Here is a 21,939-nt window from a genome sequence, read left to right on the forward strand (position 1 = left end):
GTCACCCGCCCCACCACCCACCACTCCGACCGTCAGACGGAGGTGTGAATCATGTTCGCACTGGCCATGCGCTCCGTACGGCAGCGCCCCGGGCGCTTCGTCGCCACCCTCATCGCCGCCCTCCTGGGCGCCGTGATCACCATGATGTTCAGCTCTCTGCTCGATACGGGCGGGGCGGCCGGCGTCGACAGCAAGAGCGCCGAGGTGCTCAACACCTCCGGCGGTGTGGTCGGCGGATACAGCAGCCTGTTGGTGTTCTTCGCCGTCGCCTCCACCCTGACCGTGAACGTGCGGCAGCGTGACGAGGAGATGAAGCTGCTGCGCTCGACCGGCGCGACCCCCGCGCAGATCAAGCGGATGGTCGTCGGTGAAGCGGCCGTGATCGCCGTCGTGGCAGTGGTGTTGGCGGTCGGTCCCGCGATGCTGGCCGGCCGGGCGCTGCTGAGGATGTTCCAGGACAGCGGTCAGGTCGTCGACAGCGTCGACTACGTATTCGGACCGATGGCGTTGACGAGCGGTATCGCCATCACCCTCGTCGCGTCGATGGGTGCCGCGTTCCTCGCGGTGCGCCGGGCGACAAAGGCCATGGCAGGCGGCGGCTCCGGTGCAGAAGGCAAGCGGCGGGGCAACCGGCTGCGTCACGTCGGTGGCGCCCTGGCGCTGCTGGTCGGCGCGGGTGCCCTCTCCACCACCTTCGCGATGGACGCGACGGACCCCGCACTGATGGCGGCACCGGCGGCGGGCGCGATCATGCTGTCCGTCGGCTTCGCCTGCTTCGCCCCGGCGCTGCTCCGCGCGCTGCTGGGGGTGTTGGGCGGTGCGATCACGGCGGTGGGCGGCGCGAGCGGCTATCTCACCGTGCACAACATGCGGCAGCGCGCCGAGCAGTTGTCCGGGATGCTGATGCCGCTGATCTCCTTCACCGGCGTCGCGACGGCCACGTTCTACATGCAGTTGGTGGAGAACGACGCGATCAAGGCGTCCGGGCTGACGAAGTCGATCGACGACAAGAATCTGGAGACGCTGAACCTCGTGGTCGTCGGCGTCATCTCGGCGTTCTGCTGCATCATGCTGGTCAACAGCCTTTACGCGGCGACGACTTACCGCAGCAAGGAGTTCGGCGGTCAGCGGCTCGCCGGAGCAACCCCCGGGCAGGTTCTTCGAATGGTCGGCATGGAGGGCGTCGTGCTCACGGTGGCCGGGGTGTTCTTCGGCACGGTGGCCGGGATCGCCGGGATCCTTCCCTTCACGATCGTGCGCACCGACTCGGTCCTGCCGGACCAGGGGTTGGGCGTCTGGCTGGGTGTGGTGGCGGTCGCCGCGGTGGCGACGCTGCTGACCAGCCTGCTGACCGCGGTCCGTACGCTGCGCACCCCGGCGGTCACGGCGGTGGGGCTTGCCGCCTGAGCGCCATTCACCATCGCCGTCTCAAGAAAAGTGAAAGGCAGCCGCTCGAAGGCCGGAGCGGCTGCCTCTGTGCCGTCCTGCTTCTATCTCTCGTACGTCCCGTATGCCCCGTACAGGGAAGCCAGTTCGGCCGCGAGTCCGGCCATCCGGCGCCTCGCCTCCGGTGGCGCCAGCACTTCCACGCGCGCCCCGAGTCCTGCCAACTGCTGGGCCACCACTTCCGGCGAAGGCCCATCGATTTCGATGGCCAGCCACCCGTCGGCCGCCGGCTGCCCGACCCGCAGCCGACCGCCGAACAGCCCTTCCAGGACGGGCTCGGCGCTCGGCTCCGCCCGCGCCCGTACCGTCGCGGCGAGTATCCGGTCCTCCATCCGGCCGGCGAGGGCGCGCCAGGCCGTGGTCAGGTCGAAGTCGTCCGGCCGTACGACGAGTTCGCCGGTCTGCTCGACGGAGGTGACGCGGCTCAGCCGGAACGTACGCAGTCCCTTGGCGGTGTTGGCCAGCAGGTACGGAACGCCGGCCTTCGACGCCAGGCCGAGCGGGTCGACCGTCCGTACGCCGGGCGGGCGGCCGGGGCGGCCGTAGCCGAGTCTGACCTGTACGCCGTCCACCACCGCGGTCCGCAGCGCGTCGAGTTGCGGCGCGGCGGCGAGGGTGGAGCCGGACCAGTCCGTGTCGTCGGTGACGGCTGCCCGCGCCGCCGCCTCCGCGCCCGCGCGTAGCGTCGAGGGCAGGGCCCGCACCAACTTCCGCAGGGCCAAGCGCAGTTCGGGCGTGACGGCCGAGGGCCCCGCGACGAGGAACAGGGCGCGGATCTCGCCGGCCGTCAGCCCTGTGAGGTCCGTACGCGCGCCACCGACCAGCGCCCAGCCGCCGCCGCGCCCGCGCTGCGCGTAGACGGGGACCCCGGCGCTCGCAAGCGCCTCCAGGTCGCGGCGTGCCGTCCGCTCGGACACCTCAAGCTCTGCCGCCACTTCGGCGGCGGTGACGCGTCCGCGCGTCTGCAGGTACAGCAGGGTTGCCACCAGACGATCGGCTTTCATGGCGGCGGTTCCTCCTTCGGAAGGTCCTGCGGAAAGTCCTGCGGAAAGTCCTGCGGAAAGTCCTGCGGAAAGTGTGGGCAGAAAAGTGGCCAGAAGGTGGCCTGTTCACTCTCCAGGATGGTGTTCGCCCATTGAATTCGCAGGATTTCGCACGCTTTCCGAACGGGAGAACATCATGATCGTGGTCACAGGAGCGACCGGTAACGTCGGCCGGCCGCTGCTCCAGGCGCTGGCGGCCGCCGGTGAGCGGGTCACGGCCGTCTCACGCACCGCTGTCCCTGCCGCCCAACTGCCCGACGGGGTAAGGCACCAGGCAGCCGACCTCGCCGACCCGTCGTCCCTCGCTCCCGCCCTGGCGGGGGCCGACGCGCTGTACGTCCTCGTCGCCGCCGACGGTGCGCGGCTGAGCCCGCGCGACATCGTGGACACGGCGAAGGCCGCCGGGGTCGGCCGGATCGTTCTGCAGTCCTCGCAGGGCGCCGAAACGCGCCCGCAGAACGCCTCGCACGACCACCTCCGCGCGTTCGAGGACGCCGTGCGGCAGGGCGGTACGGAGTGGACGATCCTGCGCCCCGGCGGCTTCGCCTCCAACGCGTACCAGTGGGCGGAGCCGGTCCGTACGGGGCGTACGGCGGCGGCGCCGTTCGCCGATGTCGCGCTCCCGGTCGTGGACCCGGCCGACATCGCCGACGTAGCGGCTGCCGCGCTGCGCGACGGAAGCCACGCCGGCCGTACGTACACACTGACCGGGCCTGCGGCGCTGACCCCTCGGGAGCAAGTGCGAGCGATCGGGGCGGCGTTGGGCGAGGCCGTACGGTTCGTAGAGCTGAGCCGGGAGGAGGCGCGGGTCAATCTGCTGCGCTTCATGCCAGAGCCGGTCGTGGACGGCACGCTCGCCATCATCGGCGCGCCTTCGCCGGCCGAGCAGCGGGTGAGCCCGGACGTCGAACTGGTCACCGGACGCGCGGCCCGCACGTTCGCGGGCTGGGCGGTGCGGAACGCGGCGGCGTTCAAGTAACCGTCATGCGGTCCGTCGTTAGCGCCGTACCGCGCGTACCCCGGCCGCTCCACCAGCACGGCGAACGCGGCGGCCACCAGCCGGAACTCCCAACCGGCCTCCCGGGTGGGCCCGGACAGCCCGAATCCGGGGATGTTCGGCAGCACCAGATGGAGCGCGTCGGCCGGATCGTCGGTGACGAGTCCGTACGCCTGGAGCGGGCGTACGGTCACACCGTCGCGCTCGACGTGCACCGCTTCCCGCCCGACCGGGTGGCCGGGTGGCCGGGTGCCGGGTGGCCGGGATGCTCGGTCGCGCTCGGGGGAGTGAGCCGGGGCCCGCCTATGCTGGAAGCATCACATTCATGTGAAGGGGGCCCATGCGGATAGGCGAGCTGTCGGAACGAACCGGCACCCCGCGGCGGTTGCTGCGTTACTACGAGGAGCAGCAACTGATCGTCGCCGACCGCGCCCCGAACGGTTATCGCGATTACGACGAGGCTTTCGTGGACCGGGTCATGCAGATCAGGGGGCTGCTCGACGCCGGGTTGCCGACTCGGATCATCAAGCAGATCCTGCCGTGTCTCGACAAGCCGCGGGTCATCCATTTCCCCGACGCGACACCGGAGATGCTCGCCACGCTGGAGCGTGAGCGCGACCGGATGACCGAGCGGATCCGGTGTCTGGTCCGCAACCGGGACGCCGTCGCCGAATACCTCGAAGTGGTACGGGATCCCGACGCGGCCCGGGACCCCGACGCGGTGTGCGAGCGCGCCCACCCCGCCTCGTAGCCTCCCAGGGCGCTCCCGACGCCGGAAAACCATTGGTGTGCGGGCGGGTGCGGCGCATAGCTTGTCAGCTCGTGACCGACGATCCGCAAGCGCCGGCCGATCCCGACCGTGCGCGGGTACGGTCCGCCGAGGCCGCCGAACAGGGCCTGTTCTCGCGGACGTACGCCTCCACGACCGCCAGTTTCGCCGCCGTGATGTTCCTGACCGGGCTCGCCGCGCTGGCCGTCGTACCCACCTTGCCGACCGCCGCGCGGGACCTGGACGGGGTGGCGCTCTACCCGCTCGTGGCGGGCTGTTTCGTCGCCGCGAGTCTGCTCGGCGGGGTGCTCGGCGGGCACTGGGCCGACCGGTCCGGGGCGCACCGGCCGCTTGCCGCCGGGCTGGTGCTCGCCGTCGTCACGCTGCTCGTCTCCGGCGCCAGCGTGTCCGTATGGCAGTTGGCAGCCGGGCGCTTCCTGGACGGGCTGGCGGGCGGGATGGTCGCGGTGTCGATCAACACCGCCATCGGACAGGCGTACCCCGATCAACTACGTCCGCGCGTGCTCGCGTTGATGAGCGCCTGCTGGATCGTGCCGTCGCTGGTCGGACCACCGCTGGCCGGGCTCGTCGCCGAATGGTGGTCCTGGCGTGCGGTGTTCCTCGCCCTGGCCGCGCTGACGCTGCTGCCTGCGTTGGTGGTGCTGACCATGCTGCGCCGCAGCCCCTGGTCGCCGACGAATGCGCCCCAGGCGACCGCGCCCCAGGCGAATGCGCCCCAGGTGACCGCACCGCCGGTGACCCCGCCCACGGACCACCCACCACGCCGCCCCGCCCTCGCGGTCGCGGCTGCGGTGAGTCTGGGCGCGGCGCTCGGGCAGTACGGCGTCTCCGGCTGGGACGTACGCCATCTGCTCTTCACGGCAGGCGGGTTGGGCCTCCTCGTAGCGTTCGCGCCGCGACTGCTCCCGCCCGGCACCCGCCATGCCGCGCGCGGACTGCCGGCCACGGTGCTGCTGTGCGGGATGGGTTCGGGGGTCTTCTTCACGCTGGAGGCGTTCGTACCGCTGCTGCTCGTGACCGACCGCGACGTACCGCCCGTGGCGATCGGCCTCGTCTTCACGGGCGCCGCCGTCGCCTGGGCGGCATCGTCCTGGGTGCAGAGCCGACTGCTGGACGGCCGGCCCCGGCACCAACTGGTCGTGGCCGGCGCGCTCGTACTGGCGGCGGCTGTCCTGATCGCCGGTATCGGCACGCTGCCCGCGATGCCCGCGGCCACCGCCGCCTCGTCGATGGTCGTCGCGGCCGTCGGCATGGGCCTGCTCGCCCCGTCCCTGACCGTACTGTCGCTACGGCACAGCCCGCCCGGCCGGCAGGGCTACGCCAGCAGCGCCATGCAGACCACCCAGAACCTGGGCCAGACAACGGTACTTGGCGCCGCATCGGCCCTCTTCAACGCATGCCTGGGCGTCGGCTCCTCCCACGCGACGGGCTACGGCGCGGCCTTCGGCCTGCTGCTCGTCCCGTGCGTCGCGGCCACCCTGCTGGCGGGCCGAGCCAGAGCCACCCGTCCGAGCAGGCTGCCGGGATGAACCACGCCCTGCTGGGACTGGCGGCCAATACGGCCCTGCCACCCGACCTGCTTGACCGGCTGATCGCGGTCGCCGACGACGAGACCGCCGATGCCCTCGCGGGCCGGGCGGACCTCAGCCACGCCCAGGCGGTCGAGCTGGCGGGCGCGGGCGCGGGCGCGGGGGCGCGGGCGTGCGTGGAGGCGGGGCTGCGGGTGGAGGCGGGGCCGCGGGTGGAGGCGGGCCTGGCCGGACAGGCGTCGGGCCCGGCGCGCGGCGAGCAGGCCGCCGTGCGGCTCGCGTACCGAGGCCTGCTGACGGCCGCCGACATCGATCCCGCGAGCCAGCCGTACGCGGCTCTCGCGCTGCTCGACGAGGGAGTCGGCCGGCCCGAGTGGGCATGCCTCTTCGCCGCCGATCCGGACACCGGGCGGCGGCAGAGGCTGGCCGCCTGTCCGGCGCTCCCGCCCGACGTGGCGGAGACGCTGGCCGCCGACCCGGACGTACAGGTCGTTGCGGAACTGGCGTTGTGGACTACGGCCGCCGTGGCCGCCCGGCTCGCGCACCATCCGCGCGCCGAGGTCCGCCGCGCGGTGGCCGCCAACGAGGAAACGCCGCCCGACGTGCTGGCGGCGCTGATCACCGGTGACGGGCTGGCTCCAGCACGGGGGTGCCAGGTGGGCGGCGAGCGATGCGAACCGCCGCGCGAGCAGGCGACGTGGCTGGCGGCGGCGGGCAATCCGGCCACACCGCCCGAGGCCGTCGTCGGCTTCGCCAACCACGCCTCGGACCTGTTGCGTTGGGCGCTCGCCGCCCGTCCCGACCTGCCGGCGGAGGTGTACGAACGACTGGCCGCCGATCCTGTTCCCGGTGTCCGGGCCGATCTCGCCCGGAACCCCGCGATCGGCGAGGCGCTGATCCGTAAGCTGGCGGCCGGCCCCGGCCCCGATTCTGACGCCGGGCACGGTCTTGACCCAGGCCACGATGTGCGACGCGCGGTCGCGCACAACCCGCACGTGCCACTCGACGTACTGAGCGACCTGGCGGGTATCACCAAGATCGGTCCCACCCTGCTGCCACGGATCGCCACCGCATCACCTGCCGAGGTGCAGGAGTTGGCGGGTTCGGCCAACCCCGCCGTACGCATGCTGCTGGCCGAACGGCGGGACCTGCCAGCCCGGGTCCGCGACGCGCTGGCCGCTGACCCTGACGCGAAGGTGGTCAAGTCGATCGCCCCGCACCCGGGCCTTTCGGAAGCGCGGCTCCGTACGATGGTCGACCGGCACGGAGCACAGGTCCACGCACGGGTCGCAGCCAATCCCGACGCTTCGCCGCAGTTGTTGCTGGACTTGACGATGCGTCAGCCGTCAGTGCGGAAGGCTCTGCGCGAGATCGCCGCACATCCCAACGCATCCGCGCAGGCACTGCTCGCCTGCCTGGCGGACGGGCGGGCGAGAGCGGTCGCGGCGGGTCATCCCACGCTGCCCGCGCCAGTTGTGGTCGCACTGCTCGCCGACGACGACTGGCAGGTGGTGGAAGCGGCTGCGGCCAACCCGTCGTTGCCGGTGGCCGTGATGGCGGAGCTGGTGGCCGGCCTGCGGCCCGGCGTGGTGCCCGGCGTGGTGCCTGGCGTGGAGCCGTAGGCGTACGTACGAAGCACGCTCAGGAGGAGGTTCGCGTCGCTACGACCGCCACCGTCGTGTACCGCATCGTGAAGCTGCCGCCCGCCGCGTCGATGGCCGCGCCGACCTCCGTCAGCACCTCGGCGAGCTTGTCCTGCGGGAGCCGGGTGAAGGCACCCTGGGTGGGCATCTGGTCCAGCCAGGTATCCCGGGTGTAGGTCCAACTCCACTCGTACTCCCACTGCTCCGGTTCGCTGAACCCGCCCGCCTCACGGATCCCGGCGACGGTCTTGGGCAGCAGCGCCCGATACCCGTCCACCGGCGGTCTCGTCATCGCCCCGAGGTCGAACGGCGAGTCAGGCATGACCCGTTGGCAGACCGCGACGACGGCCTCCGCCACGTCCGGCGGCAGTTGGAAGGCGTTCCAGAACGCGGCCAGCAGGCCGCCGGTGCGTAGCACCGCCGCTGCCTTGGCCGCACCGGCGAGCGGATCTATCCAGTGCCAGGCCTGTCCCGCGACGGCCGCGTCGAACGTCCGGCCGGCCGGGTCCCAGCCCTCGAACCTGGCCACCTCGACCTCGATCCCGCTACCCCGCGCCAGGTCCGCCATCCGCGCGTCGGGTTCGACGCCGAGTACGCGACAGCCCGCCGCCTGGAACTGCCGGGCGGCGATACCCGTCCCGCAGCCGACGTCCAGGACGTCGGACCCTGGACCGGCGGCGGCGATCCTGGCCACCATGGCGTCGGGATAGCGGGGCCGGGTGCGGTCGTAGCGTGCCGGGTCCGAGCCGAAGGACTCCGCCGTCCGGCGGAGGCGATGAGGCATAGTGGGCATGCGCCCACTATGGTGGGCACGTGCCCACTCGTCAACCAGGGCAGCCAAGGACCGACGGTCGGAGGATGGACGGCCGGTGGCCGAAGGTCGAAAGCTCGAAGGAACGAGAGGGATCGCACGGTGCCGACGGGGGTAGCCATTCGTGACGTACGCGAGCAGCTTTTCGACGCCGCGGAGCGCGTCCTGCTGCGCGCCGGGCCCAACGCGCTGACCAGCCGCGCGGTCACCACGGAGGCCGGCTGCGCCAAGGGCGTACTGCACCGGCACTTCGCCGACTTCGACACCTTCCTCGCCGAACTCGTCCTGGACCGCATCGGCCGGCTCAACCAACAGGCAGCGGAACTGGTTGAGTTGACGGGTCAGGGCACCGTCACCGACAACCTCGCCGCCACCCTGACCGACCTCTTCGGGTCGGTCGCCCTGTCGATACTCGGACTCATCACGTCCCGGGACGAGCTACGGGCCCGGCTGCGGCACACCACACCGGTCGGCATCCCCGTACTGACGGAGGCGGGCGCCATGTTCGCCTCGTACCTCACCGCCGAGCGCGCGGCGGGCCGGATCGCGGCCGACGCCGATGTCGACACACTCGCACTCACCCTGATCGGCAGCGGGCATCTGCTGTTCGCGGGACGGGAGGGCGTGCCCCCGGGCGCGGAGGAGGTCCGCAAGGTCGTCGCCTCGGTCGTCAAGGGGGTCGTACGCGAGGCGTAACGCCGCCCGGTGCACGGAGGGCGGGACGGTTGTCACACTCGCCGCGTCGGCGGTGTCTTCATGCTGCACAGGAGGCGTATCCACTCCTCGGCACTCTCAACGTATAGCGCACAGGGGGCCTTGCGGCAAGGCCCCCGTTGTGCCGCAGAATCGTCGGTCCGGGCCGGGTGTCCGCGCCGGGTGTCCGCGCCGGTGGTCGAACAGCCGCCGAAATCGCGAGACCCTGAAACCCTGCACGTCAGGCCGTACGCCTTGCTGCCCGCAACAAACCCGCAAGCGGCCTCAGATCGGAGCTGACCAGTGAACCCCCCGTCCACCAGCGCGTTCGACCTTCCCGAGCGGCTGTCCGCCAAGGCCGCCCCGGCGCAGATCGCCCGCGACGAGCAGCATTTCGCCGCCATCGCGGAGTCGCTCCAGCAGACGATCGACGAGCTGACCGACCAGCTCGACGCCGCGCGCAAGGGACCCGGTGGCATCGGCCGGCAGGCGATGGACCGGGACACGGAGGTCCACCGGCTGACCGCCCGGCTGCGCGCGCTGCGGCGCTTCGGCCTGGACCTGTGCCTGGGGCACATGGTCAGCGCGGCCGAGACCGAAACCGACATCGAGACCGAGACCGACATCGAGACCGACATCGAGACCGAGACCGAGACCGGCACCGACCCGGGCCCCCACCCCGACCCCGTATACGTCGGACGGCTCGGCCTCACGGACCGCGCCGGTCGCCGGCTGCTGCTCGACTGGCGTTCCCCGGCCGTCGAGCCGTTCTTCGGCGCCACCCACGCCAACCCGATGGGCCTGGCGAGCCGTCGCAGGTACCGCTGGACGCGCGGGCGGATCAGCGACTACTGGGACGAGGTGTTCACCGCTGACGAGTTCGCCGCGCACGCCGCCCTCGACGACCAGTCCGCCTTCATCGCCAGCCTCGGCAGCAACCGCTCGTCGCGGATGCGGGACGTGCTCGGTACGATCCAGGCCGACCAGGACGCCATCATCCGCGCCGGATCGCGCGGCGCGCTCGTCGTCGACGGTGGTCCTGGTACGGGGAAGACCGTCGTCGCCCTGCACCGCTCCGCGTACCTCCTCTACTCCGACCCCCGCCTCGGCCACCGCAAGGGCGGCGTGCTGTTCGTCGGTCCGCACCAGCCGTATCTGGGTTACGTCGCCGACGTACTGCCGAGCCTCGGCGAGGAGGGCGTGCAGACCTGCACCCTGCGGGACCTCGTCGCCGAGGGGGCGGCGGCCAAGGACGAGCCCGATCCGGGCGTGGCCCTGCTGAAGTCGTCGGCCAGGCTGGTACGTGCGGTCGAGCCGGCTGTCGCGTTCTACGAGGAGCCGCCCGCCAAGGGCATGAACGTCACGACCCACTGGTCCGACATCCCGCTGAGCGCCGACGACTGGGCCGCCGCCTTCGAGGCGGCGGAGCCCGGCACTCCGCACAACGAGGCGCGCGAACAGGTCTGGGACGAGCTGCTCACGATCCTGGTGGACAAGCACGAAGGCGACGCCTCGGAGGCCCTGCTGCGCAAGTCGCTGCGGCAGAACAGGGAGTTGCTCACCGCCTTCAACCGCGCCTGGCCGCTGCTCGAAGCGGCCGACCTCGTCGGCGACTTGTGGAGCGTACCGGCCTATCTGCGCAGGTGCGCCCCGTGGTTGACCCCCGACGAGGTACGGATGCTGCAGCGCGCGGACGCCCAGGCCTGGACGGTGTCCGACCTGCCGCTCCTGGACGCGGCGCGGCAGCGGCTCGGCGATCCGGAGGCGTCGCGACGTAACCGTCGACACAAAGCCTCTGTCGCGGCCGAGCGGGAGCAGATGGCCAAGGTCGTCGACTCCCTGCTCGCCGCCGAGGACGACGGCGAAGGCGTCATGACGATGCTGAGCGGCGAGGACATCCAGAGCGCCCTGGTCGACGAGACCGCGACGGCGACGATCGAACCGGACCTGCTGGCAGGCCCGTTCGCGCACATCGTCGTGGACGAGGCCCAGGAACTGACCGACGCGCAGTGGCAGATGCTGCTGCTCCGCTGCCCGTCCCGCAGCTTCACCATCGTCGGGGACCGCGCGCAGGCCAGGCACGGGTTCACGGAGTCGTGGCAGGAACGGCTGGAGCGCGTCGGCTTCGACCGGATCAACCTGGCCACGCTGAGCGTCAACTACCGCACCCCGGAAGGGATCATGGCGGAGGCCGAACCGGTCATCCGCGCGGTGCTCCCGGACGCGAACGTACCGACGTCCATCCGTACGAGCGACCTCCCTGTCGTCCACGGACCGGCGTCGGATCTGCCCGCGATCCTCGACGCGTGGCTCGCCGCACACGACGAAGGGATCGCGTGCGTCATCGGCGATCCGGCCTTCCGGCCGACGAGCCGCGTCAGGTCGCTGACTCCTGAGCTGTCGAAGGGGCTGGAGTTCGACCTGGTGGTGCTGGTGGACCCGGAGAAGTTCGGCGAGGGCATCGAGGGGGCGGTCGACCGGTATGTGGCGATGACCAGGGCGACGCAGCAGCTCGTCATCCTCACCACTGGCTGACGGTGGCAGTGGTGTGACGCTCCGCGGTGCTGTGACGCCCCGCAGTGCTGTGACGCCCGCGATCCTGTGACCACTCCCGCAGTGCTGTGACCACTCCCGCAGTGCTGTGCGCCCCCCCCGCAGTGCAGTGAGGCGGGCAGTGCTGTGACGCCCGCGATCCTGTGAGGCGGGCATGAAGTGCGTCACAGTGGCGTACGTGGCCGGGGCCGCAGCCGGGCGGCCCGGCGGCCGGCAACGGGCCGCCCCTGTCCGCCGATCCGAGCGCTGGGCGCCACAGCCCGCCGCCGCCCACCGTCCCCCGCCGCCCCGGGGGTAACTTAGGGCACCCTTCCCCATGCCTGTTGTGCCTGGTAGAGATGGTGTGGACCCACCAGCACGTCGGAAGTCTGCACATGAACCAGGACAACCCCGCCGAGCTCATACCCTTCTCGATCGACCTCACCTTCGACGAGGCCCGGCGACGCACCGAGGTCGTGGCCGCGCTCGGGCCCGACTGGGATCCGGTGGCCGCGCTCCAGGGCGAGGACGAGGCGTACGCCCTGCTCTACTCGGGCCTGGACGCCGAACAGCAGCGCACCTACGACATGCTCGTCGCGGCCGGCGTCCTGCCAGGGCCGGGGCCGGGGCCGGAACCGGGGGAGGGGCCGGGCCGTGCGGCTGCCCATTGACCCGCGGGCGGACTCCTCGCGGCGCGCGTGGCTGGCCTGCCCCGTCTGCGACGACGCCCGCCATTGCGAGGTCTGCGCCGACCGCCGCAACTGCGGCGAGCACTGGCGGTACCTGATCTCCAACAGCGGCCCGGTCGTCCACCTCCAGTGCCCGCGGTGCGCGCACATGTGGTCGGTGAACACCCGCCCCGGCGCGTAACGGCCCGCCGCTCCCCGTTCTCGGCTCCCCGCTCCCGGCTTTCGCTTTATGTGGCGCTGCCGGTGCCGGTGCCGGTGCCGGCGCCATCGGCGTCGTCGCGCTGGTGACCGCGCCGGGCGTCGCGGTCGAAGATGCCGAGGATTTCGCACGGCCCGCCCACCGCCCCCATCGCGTGCGGGAGCATCGTGGGGAACTCGGCGGCCTGGTTGGTCTCCACCCGGAAACGCCGGTTGCCCAGCATCAGATCGGCGGTGCCGGAGAGGACGACGAACCACTCACGGCCTGGGTGGGCGCGCATACTTGACGGGTTGTCAGGAACCGGCCCCGTCATCCGCCTGCGCAGGACGGTCATGCCGGGGTCGGCCCGGACGGACCACCGCATCATCTGGTGAGCGGCGTCGATCACCGGGCTGGAGATGACGTCGTCGGCACCCGTCTCGACCAACTGGTCCAGTGTGGTGTCCAGGGCGCGGGCGAGGGTGACGAGCTGGTCCACGGCGAGGCGGCGCTGACCGTTCTCGATCCGGCTGAGGGTGGACGCGCTGAGCCGGGCGCGGGTGGCCAGCTCGTCCAGTGACCAGCCCTGCGCCACGCGCAGGGCGCGGATCCGTTTGCGTACCAGGCTGTCGAGATCGTCATCGTCTTGCGGCATAGGCAACATCCTATGCCTCTGACGCAAAGCGGTGCTTGTGTGGTCGTACGAGGGCCCGTACAGGCCGCAGCGGGCCCACTCACCGCAAGGGAAGTACGACCATGTCCGAGAAGACCGCGACCGAGACCGCCGGCACCGCCGAGACCGCCGAGACCGCTGGCCCCGCCGAGACCGCTCGCACCGCCGATACCGTTGACGTCGTCGTGATCGGCGGCGGCGCCGCAGGTCTGAACGGCGCGCTGATGCTCGCCCGCTCCCGCCGCTCCGTCGTCGTCATCGACAGCGGTACGCCCCGCAACGCACCGGCGGACGGCGTGCACGGCCTGCTCGGTCTGGAGGGCGTGGCGCCGGGGGAGCTGCTGCGCCGGGGCCGGGACGAGGTGCGCGGGTACGGCGGCAAGGTGGTGACCGGTGAAGTGACCTCCGCCGTCCCGGCCGCACCTGCCCCCGGTGCCTCAGCAGACGGCGACCCGCGTTTCACGGTCACACTGGCGGACGGCACCACCTGGCAGGCGCGCCGCCTACTGGTCGCCACCGGCCTGCGCGACACACTGCCTGACGTTCCGGGCCTGGCCCAGCACTGGGGGCACGGCGTGGTGCACTGCCCGTACTGCCACGGCTGGGAGGTGCGCGACGAACCCGTCGGGGTCCTGGCCGTGGGTCCCGCCTCCGTCCATCACGCCCTGCTGTTCCGGCAGTTGACCGACGACCTGGTGTATTTCACCCAGGCCACCGACCTGGACGACGAGACCCGCGCGCGCTTCGCAGCCCGCGACATCCGCGTGGTCGACACTCCGGTGACGGCGGTCGAATCCGCCGAGGACGGCACGATCGCGGGCGTGCGACTCATGGACGGAGAGATCGTGAACCGCAGTGTGCTCGCGGTGGCGACGACCCTGTGGGCCCGCACGGACGGCCTGGTCGGGCTCGACCTGCCGATGGAGGACCTGCCGGGCGGTATGGGCCGCCACTTCGTGACCGACGCGGGCGGCGGTACGCAGGTACGCGGCGTATGGGTGGCCGGCAACGCCACCGACCCGATGGCCCAGGTCGGCGCCTCGGCCGCCGCTGGTGCCCTGGCCGGCGCACGCATCAACGCCGACCTGGTGACGGCCGACACGGACGCGGCCCTCGCCGCGGCGACGCGACGCGGCGGCGACGCTGTTGTGGCGGCGGCGGCAACGGCCTGACCGGCGCGCGATGTTCAGCCCGTCGGCTGAGCGTCCTCGTTGAACGCGGCGATCAGACTGTGGGGCGTGTCGTCGCCGAAGAGGTACTCGTGCAGTTCGGCGCCGTCCACGGCGGCCTCGGCGCCGCGCGGGAACATCTCCTTCTCGTACGCGGCGAGGGCGGCTTCGACGTCACCGGGGTGCGCGGCGATGGCCTTGCCGAGTTCGGCTCCGTCGTACATGGCCAGGTTGGCGCCTTCGCCGTTCGGGGCCGAGAGGTGTGCGGCGTCGCCGAGCAGAGTCACCCCCGGCACCCGGTCCCAACGATGACCCTCCGGAAGGGTGTTGAGCGTCCGCAGGACCGGCGCGGTCTCGCCGTCGGTGATCAGCGCGGTCAACTCCGGTGCCCAGCCTTCGAACTCCCGCGCGATCCGGGCGGCTGCCTTCGCGCCGTCGCTGAAGTCCACGTCGGCGAACCACTCCTGCGGTTCGGTGAGCGCCACGTACGTGTGCAGATTGCCGTCCTTCTCCCGGTGGGCCTGGATCCCCTTTCCCGGCGCGAGCGCGAACAGCGACCCGCCGCCGACCGCCTTCGCGGCGGCCGGGTGCCGGGTGTCGCTGTCGAAGAGGTACGTCTCGACGAACGACCGGCCGGTGTACGTGGGTACGGCGTCGGAGACCAGCGCCCTGACCCGCGACCACGCGCCGTCCGCACCGACCAGCAGGCTCGTCACGACGCTCGTGCCGTCGGCGAAGGTCACCTCGTGCCGGGAATCGCCGAGGCTGCGGACCCCGCTGACCTTGTGGCCCCACCGCACGGTGCCGGCCGGGAGCGAGTCGAGCAGGATCTGCCGCAGCTCGCCGCGCTGCACCTCGGGACGGCCACCCGTACCGTCGTCCGCCCTCTCGAACAGGACGCTTCCGTCGCGGTCGAGGACCCGTATCGCCTCGCGGCCCTCCAGGATGAGGCTGCGGAACTCCTCGGTCAGCCCCGCAGCCTCCAGGGCCAACTGGCCGTTGTAGTCGTGGATGTCGAGCATGCCGCCCTGGGCGCGGGCGGTCGGTGACGCCTCCGCCTCGTAGACGGTGGCGGGGATGCCGTGGACGTGCAGTACGCGGGCCAGGGTGAGACCGCCGAGGCCGGCGCCGATGATGGTGACGTGGGTGTTCATGATGACTCCTCACAGGGCAGGTTGGAGCACGCGCCGGCGAACGTCGGCACGGCGAGGGGATGTTGGGGGCGTCCTGGTGGTGCGGCCGGGTTACGCGTTACGCGGCCGAGTCGAGCGTTACGCGGCCGGGCAACGCGTGCGAACTACGCGGTCCGGCGACGCACCCACCGCGATGAACGCGTCGCTATGAACGCGTCGGCTGCGGCAGTTCCGCGGTGATCTTCGTGAGCAGAGCGACCAAGGTGGCCCGCTCGGCCTGGTCCAGCGGGGCGAGGATCGTCTCGTCCGCCGCGGCCATCGCGGCCTCGAACCCGGAGATGAGTTCGGCGCCGACCGGTGTCGCGTAGACGCGCTTGCTGCGCTCGTTGCCCGGCTCCGTACGACGCTCGACCAGGCCACGGCGTTCGAGCCCCTGCAGCAGGCTCGATACGCTCGCCGCGCTCGTGCGGGTCATCTGCGCGATGTCCCGCTGGATCGCACCGGGGTTCTTGACCAGATAGCCGAGCGCGAAGCCCTGCTCGTGGCTGAGTTCGCGGGCCCGGATCCACTCCTCGCCCGCCTTGCGCTGGGCCCAGGAGATCCAGCGGATGTGGTCGAGGGTGCCATGTGGTCTGGGTGCTGCTTCCGCGTCCATGATGAGAACTCTAACCGTTAGGTCTCTAACTGTCAACGCTCGAACTGATCGACCGCTGCCGACGGCCCGGTCCGACGCCCCCGTCCTGAGCCCTGGTCCTACGGCCTAGTCCGACGCCCCCGTCCAGTCCGACGCTCCCGTCCTGCCGCACAGTCGCAAGGTGCTATCCAGGCACAGTGCCTCCGCCTCGTCGCTCGTGAGCCGCCCGGCCGCGATCTGCGCCACGGCGGTGTGCTGGAGTCCGAGGATGGCGGCGGTGAGCCAGGCCGCCGAGGGTGACGGGTCGAGGTCGCCCGTCTGCTGGCCGCGTCGGATGAGCCGTTCGAGCCGCGGGGGCACGACGTCGTGCGGGTCGCTGTCGAGGTCGGCCTCGTCGAGCAGGGCGGCGTATTCGGCGGCGGCGACCTCGACCAGGGCGGCGACCAGGGCGTCGCGCGAGGGGAAGTGCGCGTAGACGGTCTGGCGGGTGACGCCGGCCGTCGCGGCGATGTCCTCCGTGCTCGCTTCCGGCCGCTCGCCGAGCATGACCCGGGCCGCGCTGAGGATGGCGTCGATGCTGCGCCGCGCGTCGGCCCTGCGGCGGCGGCGCGGCGGCGCGGCGGGGTTGCGGGTGGCGTCGGAGAGGCGCGCGGTCTGGTCAAGGTCTACGACAAGGCCGACGGGGAGAGCAGGGCGCTGGACGGGATCGACCTCACGATCCCGCGCGGCCAGGTGTTCGGGTTCCTCGGGCCGAACGGGGCGGGCAAGACCACCACGATCCGCATCCTGGCCACGCTGGTACGACCCGACGCCGGCACCGCCCGCGTCCTCGGCCACGACGTACGGACCGAGGCGGCGGCGATCCGGGCCCGGGTGGCGGTGACCGGCCAGTTCGCGTCGCTCGACGAAGACCTGACCGGCTACGAGAACCTGCTGATCCTCGGCCGGCTGCACGGCCTGTCCCGGGCGGCGAGCAAACGGCGCGCGGACGACCTGCTCGCCGCGTTCGACCTGACCGGCTCGGCCGGTCGGCCCGTGGGGGCTACTCGGGCGGCATGCGCCGCCGTCTCGACATCGGCGCCAGTCTGGTCGTCACCCCTGACCTGCTGTTCCTCGACGAGCCGACCACCGGCCTCGATCCGCGCAGCCGTAACCAGGTGTGGGAACTGGTCCGCCGGATCGCCGCCGCCGGCACCACGGTGCTGCTCACCACCCAGTACCTGGAGGACGCCGACCAGCTCGCCGAGCGGATCGCGGTCATCGACAACGGCCGGATCGTGGCCGAGGGCACCAGCGCCCAGCTCAAGTCCCGTGTCGGCGCGGGCACCCTGCACCTGCGGCTCCTCGACGGCGAACAGCGCCGCCGGGCGCTGCGGATCCTGACCGACGCCCCGGACGGAACGCTCCAGCCCGCCGCCGACCCGCTCGCCGTGACCATGCTGCTGGCCACCCGGCCGGAGGCGACGGACGCGGGCCGGCTGGTCGGCCGGGCCATGACCCGACTCGCCGCGCGGGGGTGGGCGTCGCGGATCTGTCCCTGGGCCAACCGAGCCTGGACGAGGCGTTCATGGCGCTGACGGGTCGTCAGGCAGGTACGTCCACACCGGAGGCCGCCCGGCATCCCGCGGCCACCACCGACCCCGAGGACCGGAACCGATGACCACGACCCCCGCCGCCGCTGCTGCCGTTGCTGCCGGTGGCGCCGCCACGCACCCGCCGCTCGCCGCATCCCAGGCCGACCTGATCGACGTACTGCTCGCCGCAGGACGCTCCCGCCGCCACGCCGGGGCTCTCGCCGCCTCGGTGACCTTCGGCAGGCGCGCCGTGCTCAAGCTCAAGCACGACCCGAAGCAGCTCGTGGACTCGGCCGACTGCCCGGCGTGCTCAGCATGAGCATCGCCATCGTCACCATGTACGGCCGTGCCCGCCTCGCCCAGGACATGCGCAGCGGAGCCTTCGACCGCTACCGCGGCCTGCCGGTCTGGCGCGGCGCGTTCGTCCTCGGCGGCCTGCTCAGCGACGCCGCCCGCTACCTGTTCGCCTCGGCAATCGTGGTGAGCCTCGGCCTGACCATGGGCTACCGCCCGGCCGGCGGCGCCCCGGGCGTACTCGCGGCGGTCGCCCTGGTCGTCGCCTTCGGCCTTTCGCTGTCCCTGCTGTGGGCCGCGCTCGCGCCGGCCGTCGGTGACCCGGCGGTGGTCGTCAGCATCGCCAACGCCGTCCTGATGCCGCTCTCGTTCGCCGGGTGCATCTTCGCCGAGCCGGCCACCATGCCCGGCTGGCTCCGGGCCTTCGTGAACGTCAACCCCCTGAGCCACGTGGCGACAGCGGCCCGCGCCCTGATGAACGCCACCCCGGCGACGGCCCCGGTCACCTGGCCCCTCACCGCAACGGCGGCCCTCACCCTCGTATGCGCCCCGATCACACTCCGCCTCTACGGCAAGCAGAGCTGAAAGCTTTCGCAGCGCAAGGCTGCGCGGGCTGCCTGGAGCGAGCACACAACAAACACCAGCCCTCGTCCCGCCACCTGCCCCCCGCCGTGCCGCCTACCACGCCCCCTGCCACCCCACGGCGCACGGCCTCGACCGTGCCCGCCAACTCCTCGGCCCGCGCGGCGAAACAACGTACGACCCAGATGTCCTCCGGACCCCACCAGTCGCGGAGCTGCAAATGGACGGCGGTCTCGCCGTCACACCACCATTTGTCGGCAGGCCCGGTCGCCTCGACGTCGAGAGCCGGCAAGCCGACCCCGGCGACAGCCGGCTCCTCCCCGGGTTGGACGGCGATGCCCAGGGTCACATGAGGCCAGTCCCGGACGTGTGCCAACTGGGCGTGCGACTCCAGACGTTGGCTGATGCTGCTGTTGATGATCCGAGGCTGCTCGGCAAGTGTCATGGCGGTACGCCCGTCGAGGAGAACGTCCACAGGCCACGTCTCGTCACCGTCGAGGATGCCGGAGAACGACCAACCGCCAACGCCGGTACGGACGATGGTCCCGCCGTCCAGGCCGTGTTCCATCCCGTTGGGGCCGAGAAGCGGGTACCGCAGTCCCCCGTAGCGCTCTTCGAAACGCACCATGGCCTCGACAACCTCGCCTGGCACCGGTGGTGCCTTGCCTCTGTCGGCATCCTCGTTACCACCTCCGCTGACGGTCGCCGCGCGCGCCAGCTCACGGGCCTGCTCGGCGGACAGCGCGGGGCTGCGCCTGGCCCGTGTCAGCAGGGCCAGGACGCGTGGCGACAGACGAGTGTCGTCGAGGATATGCACCTCAACACGCTAGGGCCTGTCCGGCGGATCCGGTGACCGACGCGATCCACGGGCCCCCGCCGCACGCGAAGTCCGTCCATTCGACGCTTGTGCGCCCCGGGAATTGTCAGAGGTGCCTGGCACAGTGCGGCCGTGGACATCGATTCCTTCTGGGACCTCATCGAAGACTGCCGACGGCAGGCTCCCAGCCAGGCCGACCGACTCACAGCGCTGCATGACGCGCTGTCAGCAAGCACGCCAAGCGAGGCCGTTCAGTTCCAAGCCCGCCTGGACGAGGTGACGCACGAAGCGTGCACCTGGGACCTGTGGTCGGCCGCCGACCTGATCTGCGGCGGGTGGTGTTCGGACGACGGGTTCTGCTACTTCGGCCTGTGGATGGTGGGGCTTGGCCGGGACGCCTTCACCCGGGCGGTGGCCGATCCCGATGCCCTCGCCGAAACACCTGAGGTGCGGCGCCTGGCCAGCCGCCGGGGCGAGTTGTCGAACGACGACTGGCCCGACTGGGAGTCGCTCGACTACGTCGCCGAGGAGGTGTACGGGATCCTGACCGGCCTCGGCGACGACTGCGCCGAGGCGTTCTACGAAGCCGTCGCCGCCGAGCAGAACGATGTCGTGGGAGGCCCCCGGCCGCTCGGTGAGCGGTGGGACGTGCGGAGCGGGGACGAAGCCTCCCGCCGACTGCCCAAGCTGAGTGCGATGTTCCCCGCGCGGTCACGCGCCTAGAAGGCCGCCCCACGTCCCCGGAGCCCGGAGCCCAGCCCCGGAGCCCAGCCCCGAATCCTGGCCCGGATCCGGGCCCCTGAACTACCCACCCCCTAGAACTGATTGGATTCCCCATGACGGATTGGTCGCGTCTCAGCCACGCGTACGGCCCTGCGGACGACATACCCGCCCTGCTGGGCCAGCTTGAGTCGGATCCGACCTCCGAACGCTGGACCGACCTCTGGTCGGCCCTGTGCCATCAAGGCAGCGTCTATTCCGCCAGCTTCGCGGCACTGCCCTGGCTGGCCCGTATCGCCCGCTCGGACGATCGGGGGCAGGCGGTCAGTGCGCTGACCCTGGCGGGCTCGATCATGGCCGGTGCCGATCAGCCGCAGGAGGCGGCCGATGTCCGCGCGCGGTACGCGGACGAGTTGGCGACCCTGCTGTCGCTGGCGAACGCGCGCCTTCGGACGGCCGACGACCCCGACGAGTACGTCTACCTGCTGGAGGCCGTACTGAGCTTCGAGGGCGTCGACGGCTGGAGCGAAGACCTGGCGTGGGGGATCACGAGCGAGGAGTACCAGATCGCCTGCCCCGGCTGCGAGGTGGACCTGTTCATCGCCATCGGCGAGCGCGGGTACTTCTCGGCCAGCGGTGATTACGCCCTGTCGGACGACGTGGTGACCGTACCCCTGCGTCCCGCCGACCCCACCGACCCCGCCGGCCTGACCGGCATCGGCCGACGGCTCCACGACATCGCGCTCGCCGACGGACAGGCGGAGGTCGCCAAGGCGTTGACGTACGTTTTCGGCGACGCGACCTGCCCCGACTGTGCGGAGGGCTTCTCCGTGGCGGCTCAGATTACCGACGACTGAACGACTCCGACCTCGCGAACGCTTTCTCCGGCGCCTGGACCCCGTCGGGGAAGACGGCCCGTGCGGCAATGCGGTCCGTGCGGCAATGCGGACCGTACGGCACCGCCGGTGGCGCCCTCAGTGCCCCGACGCCTCCACCACCACCTCCCCGGCCCCCGTCCGGACGTACAGCACCGACCGCCCAGCGCGCCGCCGCTCCACCAGGCCCGCGTCCCGCAGGACGCGCAGATGGCGGCCCACCGAACCCAGCCCCTGCCCCGTCACGGCGACGAGTTGCGTCGTGCTCATGGGGGTGCCGAGCAGCGTCAGCAGCCCGGCCCGCGCGGTCCCGACGAGCGCTCCGAGCGCGGTCGGGACGGGCCGTCTGTCGTGGTCCTCGGCGAGCACGCCCAGGCACGGGTAGACCACGGCGTACCGCTCCCGCCCCTCCCACGAAACCCAACTGGTCCTCGGCGTCACCGGCATGAACAGCAGCTCGGCCCCGGCCGCGATCTCGCGTGGCGGATACGCCAACACGTTGACCTGGAAACGGCTTTCGCCGAGCCAGCGTGTCCCCGGGTTCAGCGAGTCCAGTACGGCGGCCCAACCGCCCTGGTTCACGCGGGCGGTGCGCGCGACCATGTCGGCCTCCAGGACGCGCCGTCGGCGCTCCCAGTACGGCCGTACGGTCTCCGCCCAGACGTACGTCAGGAGCGCCGCCGCCTGTTCGGGCAGGTCGTCCCGGTCCAGGGCGGCGGGCAGCGAACCCCCGGCGGAAACGCGGAGGTTGGCCCGCGCCTCCTCGGACCCGGCCGTCCGCACCCGGGCCACGGTCTCCTCGAAGCTCTCCCCGACGCACGAAGTGGGGCAGAAGAAGTCGGAGATCCAGGACGTGCCGATCGCGGTCCGTACGAGCGGCCCGGCCACCGGGTCGGCGGCCAGCCGCGTGCGGTAGCCGGGCAGATGCGCGCGCAGCCACGCCTCCTCGCCCGGGTGGCCGCCGGCCCCCGCGTACAGCAGTTTCAGGCTCGCGAAGGTCTCGGCGAACGGCGAAAGCACGAACCGGCTGTGCGCGAGGGTGTCCGTGTCGATCTGCCACAAGCCCACGCGTACGACCTTTCGTGTGTCAGCCTTTCGTGTGTCGGCGAAACACTAC

22 protein-coding genes and 1 pseudogene are annotated in these 21,939 nt (G+C 71.8%); 15 read left to right on the forward strand and 8 right to left on the reverse strand.

The genetic code is table 11. From position 1 onward, the window contains the following. Positions 1-51 precede the first annotated feature (51 nt). Positions 52-1,407: an FtsX-like permease family protein gene (locus ACZ63I_RS02340; RefSeq protein WP_469334556.1), complete on the forward strand. Its 1,356-nt coding sequence runs from the start codon at positions 52-54 to the stop codon at positions 1,405-1,407. An 83-nt stretch (positions 1,408-1,490) separates the two neighbouring features. On the opposite strand, the gene ACZ63I_RS02345 is transcribed toward ACZ63I_RS02340, so the two are convergent. Next, positions 1,491-2,450, reverse strand: a complete 960-nt coding sequence (locus ACZ63I_RS02345; RefSeq protein ID WP_469334558.1) for a helix-turn-helix transcriptional regulator — start codon at positions 2,448-2,450, stop codon at positions 1,491-1,493. 175 nt (positions 2,451-2,625) lie between these two features. Here ACZ63I_RS02345 and ACZ63I_RS02350 point away from each other — a divergent pair, with 175 nt between their 5' ends. The 4 genes from ACZ63I_RS02350 (at position 2,626) to ACZ63I_RS02365 (ending at position 7,427) form a co-directional block, all read left to right on the forward strand. After that, positions 2,626-3,468 (forward strand): SDR family oxidoreductase, encoded by an 843-nt coding sequence (locus ACZ63I_RS02350; RefSeq protein WP_469334560.1) that lies wholly within the window; start codon positions 2,626-2,628, stop codon positions 3,466-3,468. 358 nt (positions 3,469-3,826) lie between these two features. Then, a complete protein-coding gene (locus ACZ63I_RS02355) occupies positions 3,827-4,237 on the forward strand; it encodes a MerR family transcriptional regulator (protein WP_469334562.1) in 411 nt (136 codons plus the stop codon). Positions 4,238-4,431: 194 nt separating this feature from the next. After that, positions 4,432-5,805 carry an MFS transporter gene (locus tag ACZ63I_RS02360; RefSeq protein WP_469335521.1) on the forward strand — a complete coding sequence of 458 codons (1,374 nt, stop codon included), beginning with the start codon at positions 4,432-4,434 and terminating at the stop codon, positions 5,803-5,805. Further along, positions 5,802-7,427: a hypothetical protein gene (locus tag ACZ63I_RS02365; protein ID WP_469334564.1), complete on the forward strand. Its 1,626-nt coding sequence runs from the start codon at positions 5,802-5,804 to the stop codon at positions 7,425-7,427. Before ACZ63I_RS02360 ends, ACZ63I_RS02365 begins: the two co-directional genes overlap by 4 nt. Positions 7,428-7,446: 19 nt before the next feature. Here the strand turns inward: ACZ63I_RS02365 and ACZ63I_RS02370 are convergent, their stop codons facing one another. After that, complete coding sequence (locus ACZ63I_RS02370) at positions 7,447-8,241, reverse strand: class I SAM-dependent methyltransferase (RefSeq protein ID WP_469334566.1); 795 nt, start codon at positions 8,239-8,241, stop codon at positions 7,447-7,449. Positions 8,242-8,361: 120 nt separating this feature from the next. Between ACZ63I_RS02370 and ACZ63I_RS02375 the strand changes: the two genes are divergently transcribed. The 4 genes from ACZ63I_RS02375 to ACZ63I_RS02390 all read left to right on the forward strand — a co-directional run bounded on the left by ACZ63I_RS02375 (position 8,362) and on the right by ACZ63I_RS02390 (position 12,354). Further along, positions 8,362-8,955 carry a TetR/AcrR family transcriptional regulator gene (locus tag ACZ63I_RS02375; RefSeq protein WP_469334568.1) on the forward strand — a complete coding sequence of 198 codons (594 nt, stop codon included), beginning with the start codon at positions 8,362-8,364 and terminating at the stop codon, positions 8,953-8,955. 300 nt (positions 8,956-9,255) lie between these two features. Then, positions 9,256-11,487: an RNA polymerase recycling motor ATPase HelR gene (helR, locus tag ACZ63I_RS02380; RefSeq protein ID WP_469334570.1), complete on the forward strand. Its 2,232-nt coding sequence runs from the start codon at positions 9,256-9,258 to the stop codon at positions 11,485-11,487. Between the two features lie 392 nt (positions 11,488-11,879). Continuing rightward, entirely contained in the window at positions 11,880-12,155 is a 276-nt protein-coding gene (locus ACZ63I_RS02385; protein ID WP_469334571.1) for a DUF6400 family protein, read from the forward strand. Continuing rightward, the gene (locus tag ACZ63I_RS02390) at positions 12,139-12,354 is read left to right on the forward strand and encodes a hypothetical protein (RefSeq protein ID WP_469334573.1); all 216 of its coding nucleotides are present in this window, start codon (positions 12,139-12,141) and stop codon (positions 12,352-12,354) included. The genes ACZ63I_RS02385 and ACZ63I_RS02390 overlap by 17 nt, the downstream gene beginning before the upstream one ends. 46 nt (positions 12,355-12,400) lie before the next feature. Here the strand turns inward: ACZ63I_RS02390 and ACZ63I_RS02395 are convergent, their stop codons facing one another. Then, entirely contained in the window at positions 12,401-13,006 is a 606-nt protein-coding gene (locus ACZ63I_RS02395; RefSeq protein WP_469334575.1) for a helix-turn-helix domain-containing protein, read from the reverse strand. A 101-nt stretch (positions 13,007-13,107) separates the two neighbouring features. Between ACZ63I_RS02395 and ACZ63I_RS02400 the strand changes: the two genes are divergently transcribed. Further along, positions 13,108-14,196 carry an NAD(P)/FAD-dependent oxidoreductase gene (locus ACZ63I_RS02400; protein ID WP_469334577.1) on the forward strand — a complete coding sequence of 363 codons (1,089 nt, stop codon included), beginning with the start codon at positions 13,108-13,110 and terminating at the stop codon, positions 14,194-14,196. A 14-nt stretch (positions 14,197-14,210) separates the two neighbouring features. On the opposite strand, the gene ACZ63I_RS02405 is transcribed toward ACZ63I_RS02400, so the two are convergent. From ACZ63I_RS02405 to ACZ63I_RS02415, 3 genes are all read right to left on the reverse strand, one after another. Continuing rightward, positions 14,211-15,347, reverse strand: coding sequence for an FAD-dependent oxidoreductase (locus ACZ63I_RS02405; RefSeq protein WP_469334579.1), 1,137 nt, complete (start codon positions 15,345-15,347; stop codon positions 14,211-14,213). Between the two features lie 184 nt (positions 15,348-15,531). Then, complete coding sequence (locus ACZ63I_RS02410; protein ID WP_469334581.1) at positions 15,532-15,981, reverse strand: MarR family winged helix-turn-helix transcriptional regulator; 450 nt, start codon at positions 15,979-15,981, stop codon at positions 15,532-15,534. Positions 15,982-16,086: 105 nt separating this feature from the next. After that, positions 16,087-16,797, reverse strand: coding sequence for a TetR/AcrR family transcriptional regulator (locus ACZ63I_RS02415; RefSeq protein WP_469334583.1), 711 nt, complete (start codon positions 16,795-16,797; stop codon positions 16,087-16,089). Between ACZ63I_RS02415 and ACZ63I_RS02420 the strand changes: the two are divergent. The 3 genes and pseudogenes from ACZ63I_RS02420 to ACZ63I_RS02430 all read left to right on the forward strand — a co-directional run bounded on the left by ACZ63I_RS02420 (position 16,693) and on the right by ACZ63I_RS02430 (position 18,413). Beyond that, positions 16,693-17,537, forward strand: a pseudogene (locus tag ACZ63I_RS02420) (ATP-binding cassette domain-containing protein). The gene ACZ63I_RS02415 and the pseudogene ACZ63I_RS02420 overlap by 105 nt on opposite strands. Before the next feature lie 79 nt (positions 17,538-17,616). Beyond that, positions 17,617-17,853 (forward strand): hypothetical protein, encoded by a 237-nt coding sequence (locus ACZ63I_RS02425; protein WP_469334584.1) that lies wholly within the window; start codon positions 17,617-17,619, stop codon positions 17,851-17,853. Next, complete coding sequence (locus ACZ63I_RS02430) at positions 17,850-18,413, forward strand: ABC transporter permease (RefSeq protein ID WP_469334586.1); 564 nt, start codon at positions 17,850-17,852, stop codon at positions 18,411-18,413. The genes ACZ63I_RS02425 and ACZ63I_RS02430 overlap by 4 nt, the downstream gene beginning before the upstream one ends. Here the strand turns inward: ACZ63I_RS02430 and ACZ63I_RS02435 are convergent. Further along, positions 18,382-19,227, reverse strand: a complete 846-nt coding sequence (locus tag ACZ63I_RS02435; protein WP_469334588.1) for a hypothetical protein — start codon at positions 19,225-19,227, stop codon at positions 18,382-18,384. The two genes, ACZ63I_RS02430 and ACZ63I_RS02435, sit on opposite strands and share 32 nt — an antisense overlap. A 132-nt stretch (positions 19,228-19,359) precedes the next feature. Here ACZ63I_RS02435 and ACZ63I_RS02440 point away from each other — a divergent pair, with 132 nt between their 5' ends. Together ACZ63I_RS02440 and ACZ63I_RS02445 are read left to right on the forward strand one after the other, a co-directional pair. Further along, a complete protein-coding gene (locus ACZ63I_RS02440) occupies positions 19,360-19,950 on the forward strand; it encodes a DUF4240 domain-containing protein (RefSeq protein WP_469334590.1) in 591 nt (196 codons plus the stop codon). Positions 19,951-20,063: 113 nt separating this feature from the next. Next, complete coding sequence (locus tag ACZ63I_RS02445; RefSeq protein ID WP_469334592.1) at positions 20,064-20,804, forward strand: hypothetical protein; 741 nt, start codon at positions 20,064-20,066, stop codon at positions 20,802-20,804. Between the two features lie 117 nt (positions 20,805-20,921). Here the strand turns inward: ACZ63I_RS02445 and ACZ63I_RS02450 are convergent, their stop codons facing one another. Further along, positions 20,922-21,890, reverse strand: a complete 969-nt coding sequence (locus ACZ63I_RS02450; RefSeq protein WP_469334593.1) for an ArsR/SmtB family transcription factor — start codon at positions 21,888-21,890, stop codon at positions 20,922-20,924. Between the last annotated feature and the right edge of the window lie 49 nt (positions 21,891-21,939).

Source organism: Streptomyces sp. NPDC087906 (assembly GCF_055584925.1).

Excerpts from the sequence above, each read along its gene's own strand:
- ACZ63I_RS02355 (WP_469334562.1), top strand. The coding sequence starts at position 3,827 with ATGCGGATAGGCGAGCTGTCGGAACGAACCGGCACCCCGCGGCGGTTG.
- ACZ63I_RS02385 (WP_469334571.1), top strand. The coding sequence starts at position 11,880 with ATGAACCAGGACAACCCCGCCGAGCTCATACCCTTCTCGATCGACCTC.
- ACZ63I_RS02410 (WP_469334581.1), bottom strand. The coding sequence starts at position 15,981 with ATGGACGCGGAAGCAGCACCCAGACCACATGGCACCCTCGACCACATC.
- ACZ63I_RS02340 (WP_469334556.1), top strand. The coding sequence starts at position 52 with ATGTTCGCACTGGCCATGCGCTCCGTACGGCAGCGCCCCGGGCGCTTC.
- ACZ63I_RS02425 (WP_469334584.1), top strand. The coding sequence starts at position 17,617 with ATGACCACGACCCCCGCCGCCGCTGCTGCCGTTGCTGCCGGTGGCGCC.
- ACZ63I_RS02360 (WP_469335521.1), top strand. The coding sequence starts at position 4,432 with ATGTTCCTGACCGGGCTCGCCGCGCTGGCCGTCGTACCCACCTTGCCG.
- ACZ63I_RS02400 (WP_469334577.1), top strand. The coding sequence starts at position 13,108 with ATGTCCGAGAAGACCGCGACCGAGACCGCCGGCACCGCCGAGACCGCC.
- ACZ63I_RS02405 (WP_469334579.1), bottom strand. The coding sequence starts at position 15,347 with ATGAACACCCACGTCACCATCATCGGCGCCGGCCTCGGCGGTCTCACC.
- ACZ63I_RS02445 (WP_469334592.1), top strand. The coding sequence starts at position 20,064 with ATGACGGATTGGTCGCGTCTCAGCCACGCGTACGGCCCTGCGGACGAC.
- ACZ63I_RS02370 (WP_469334566.1), bottom strand. The coding sequence starts at position 8,241 with ATGCCCACTATGCCTCATCGCCTCCGCCGGACGGCGGAGTCCTTCGGC.
- ACZ63I_RS02365 (WP_469334564.1), top strand. The coding sequence starts at position 5,802 with ATGAACCACGCCCTGCTGGGACTGGCGGCCAATACGGCCCTGCCACCC.
- ACZ63I_RS02345 (WP_469334558.1), bottom strand. The coding sequence starts at position 2,450 with ATGAAAGCCGATCGTCTGGTGGCAACCCTGCTGTACCTGCAGACGCGC.
- ACZ63I_RS02350 (WP_469334560.1), top strand. The coding sequence starts at position 2,626 with ATGATCGTGGTCACAGGAGCGACCGGTAACGTCGGCCGGCCGCTGCTC.
- ACZ63I_RS02395 (WP_469334575.1), bottom strand. The coding sequence starts at position 13,006 with ATGCCGCAAGACGATGACGATCTCGACAGCCTGGTACGCAAACGGATC.
- ACZ63I_RS02430 (WP_469334586.1), top strand. The coding sequence starts at position 17,850 with ATGAGCATCGCCATCGTCACCATGTACGGCCGTGCCCGCCTCGCCCAG.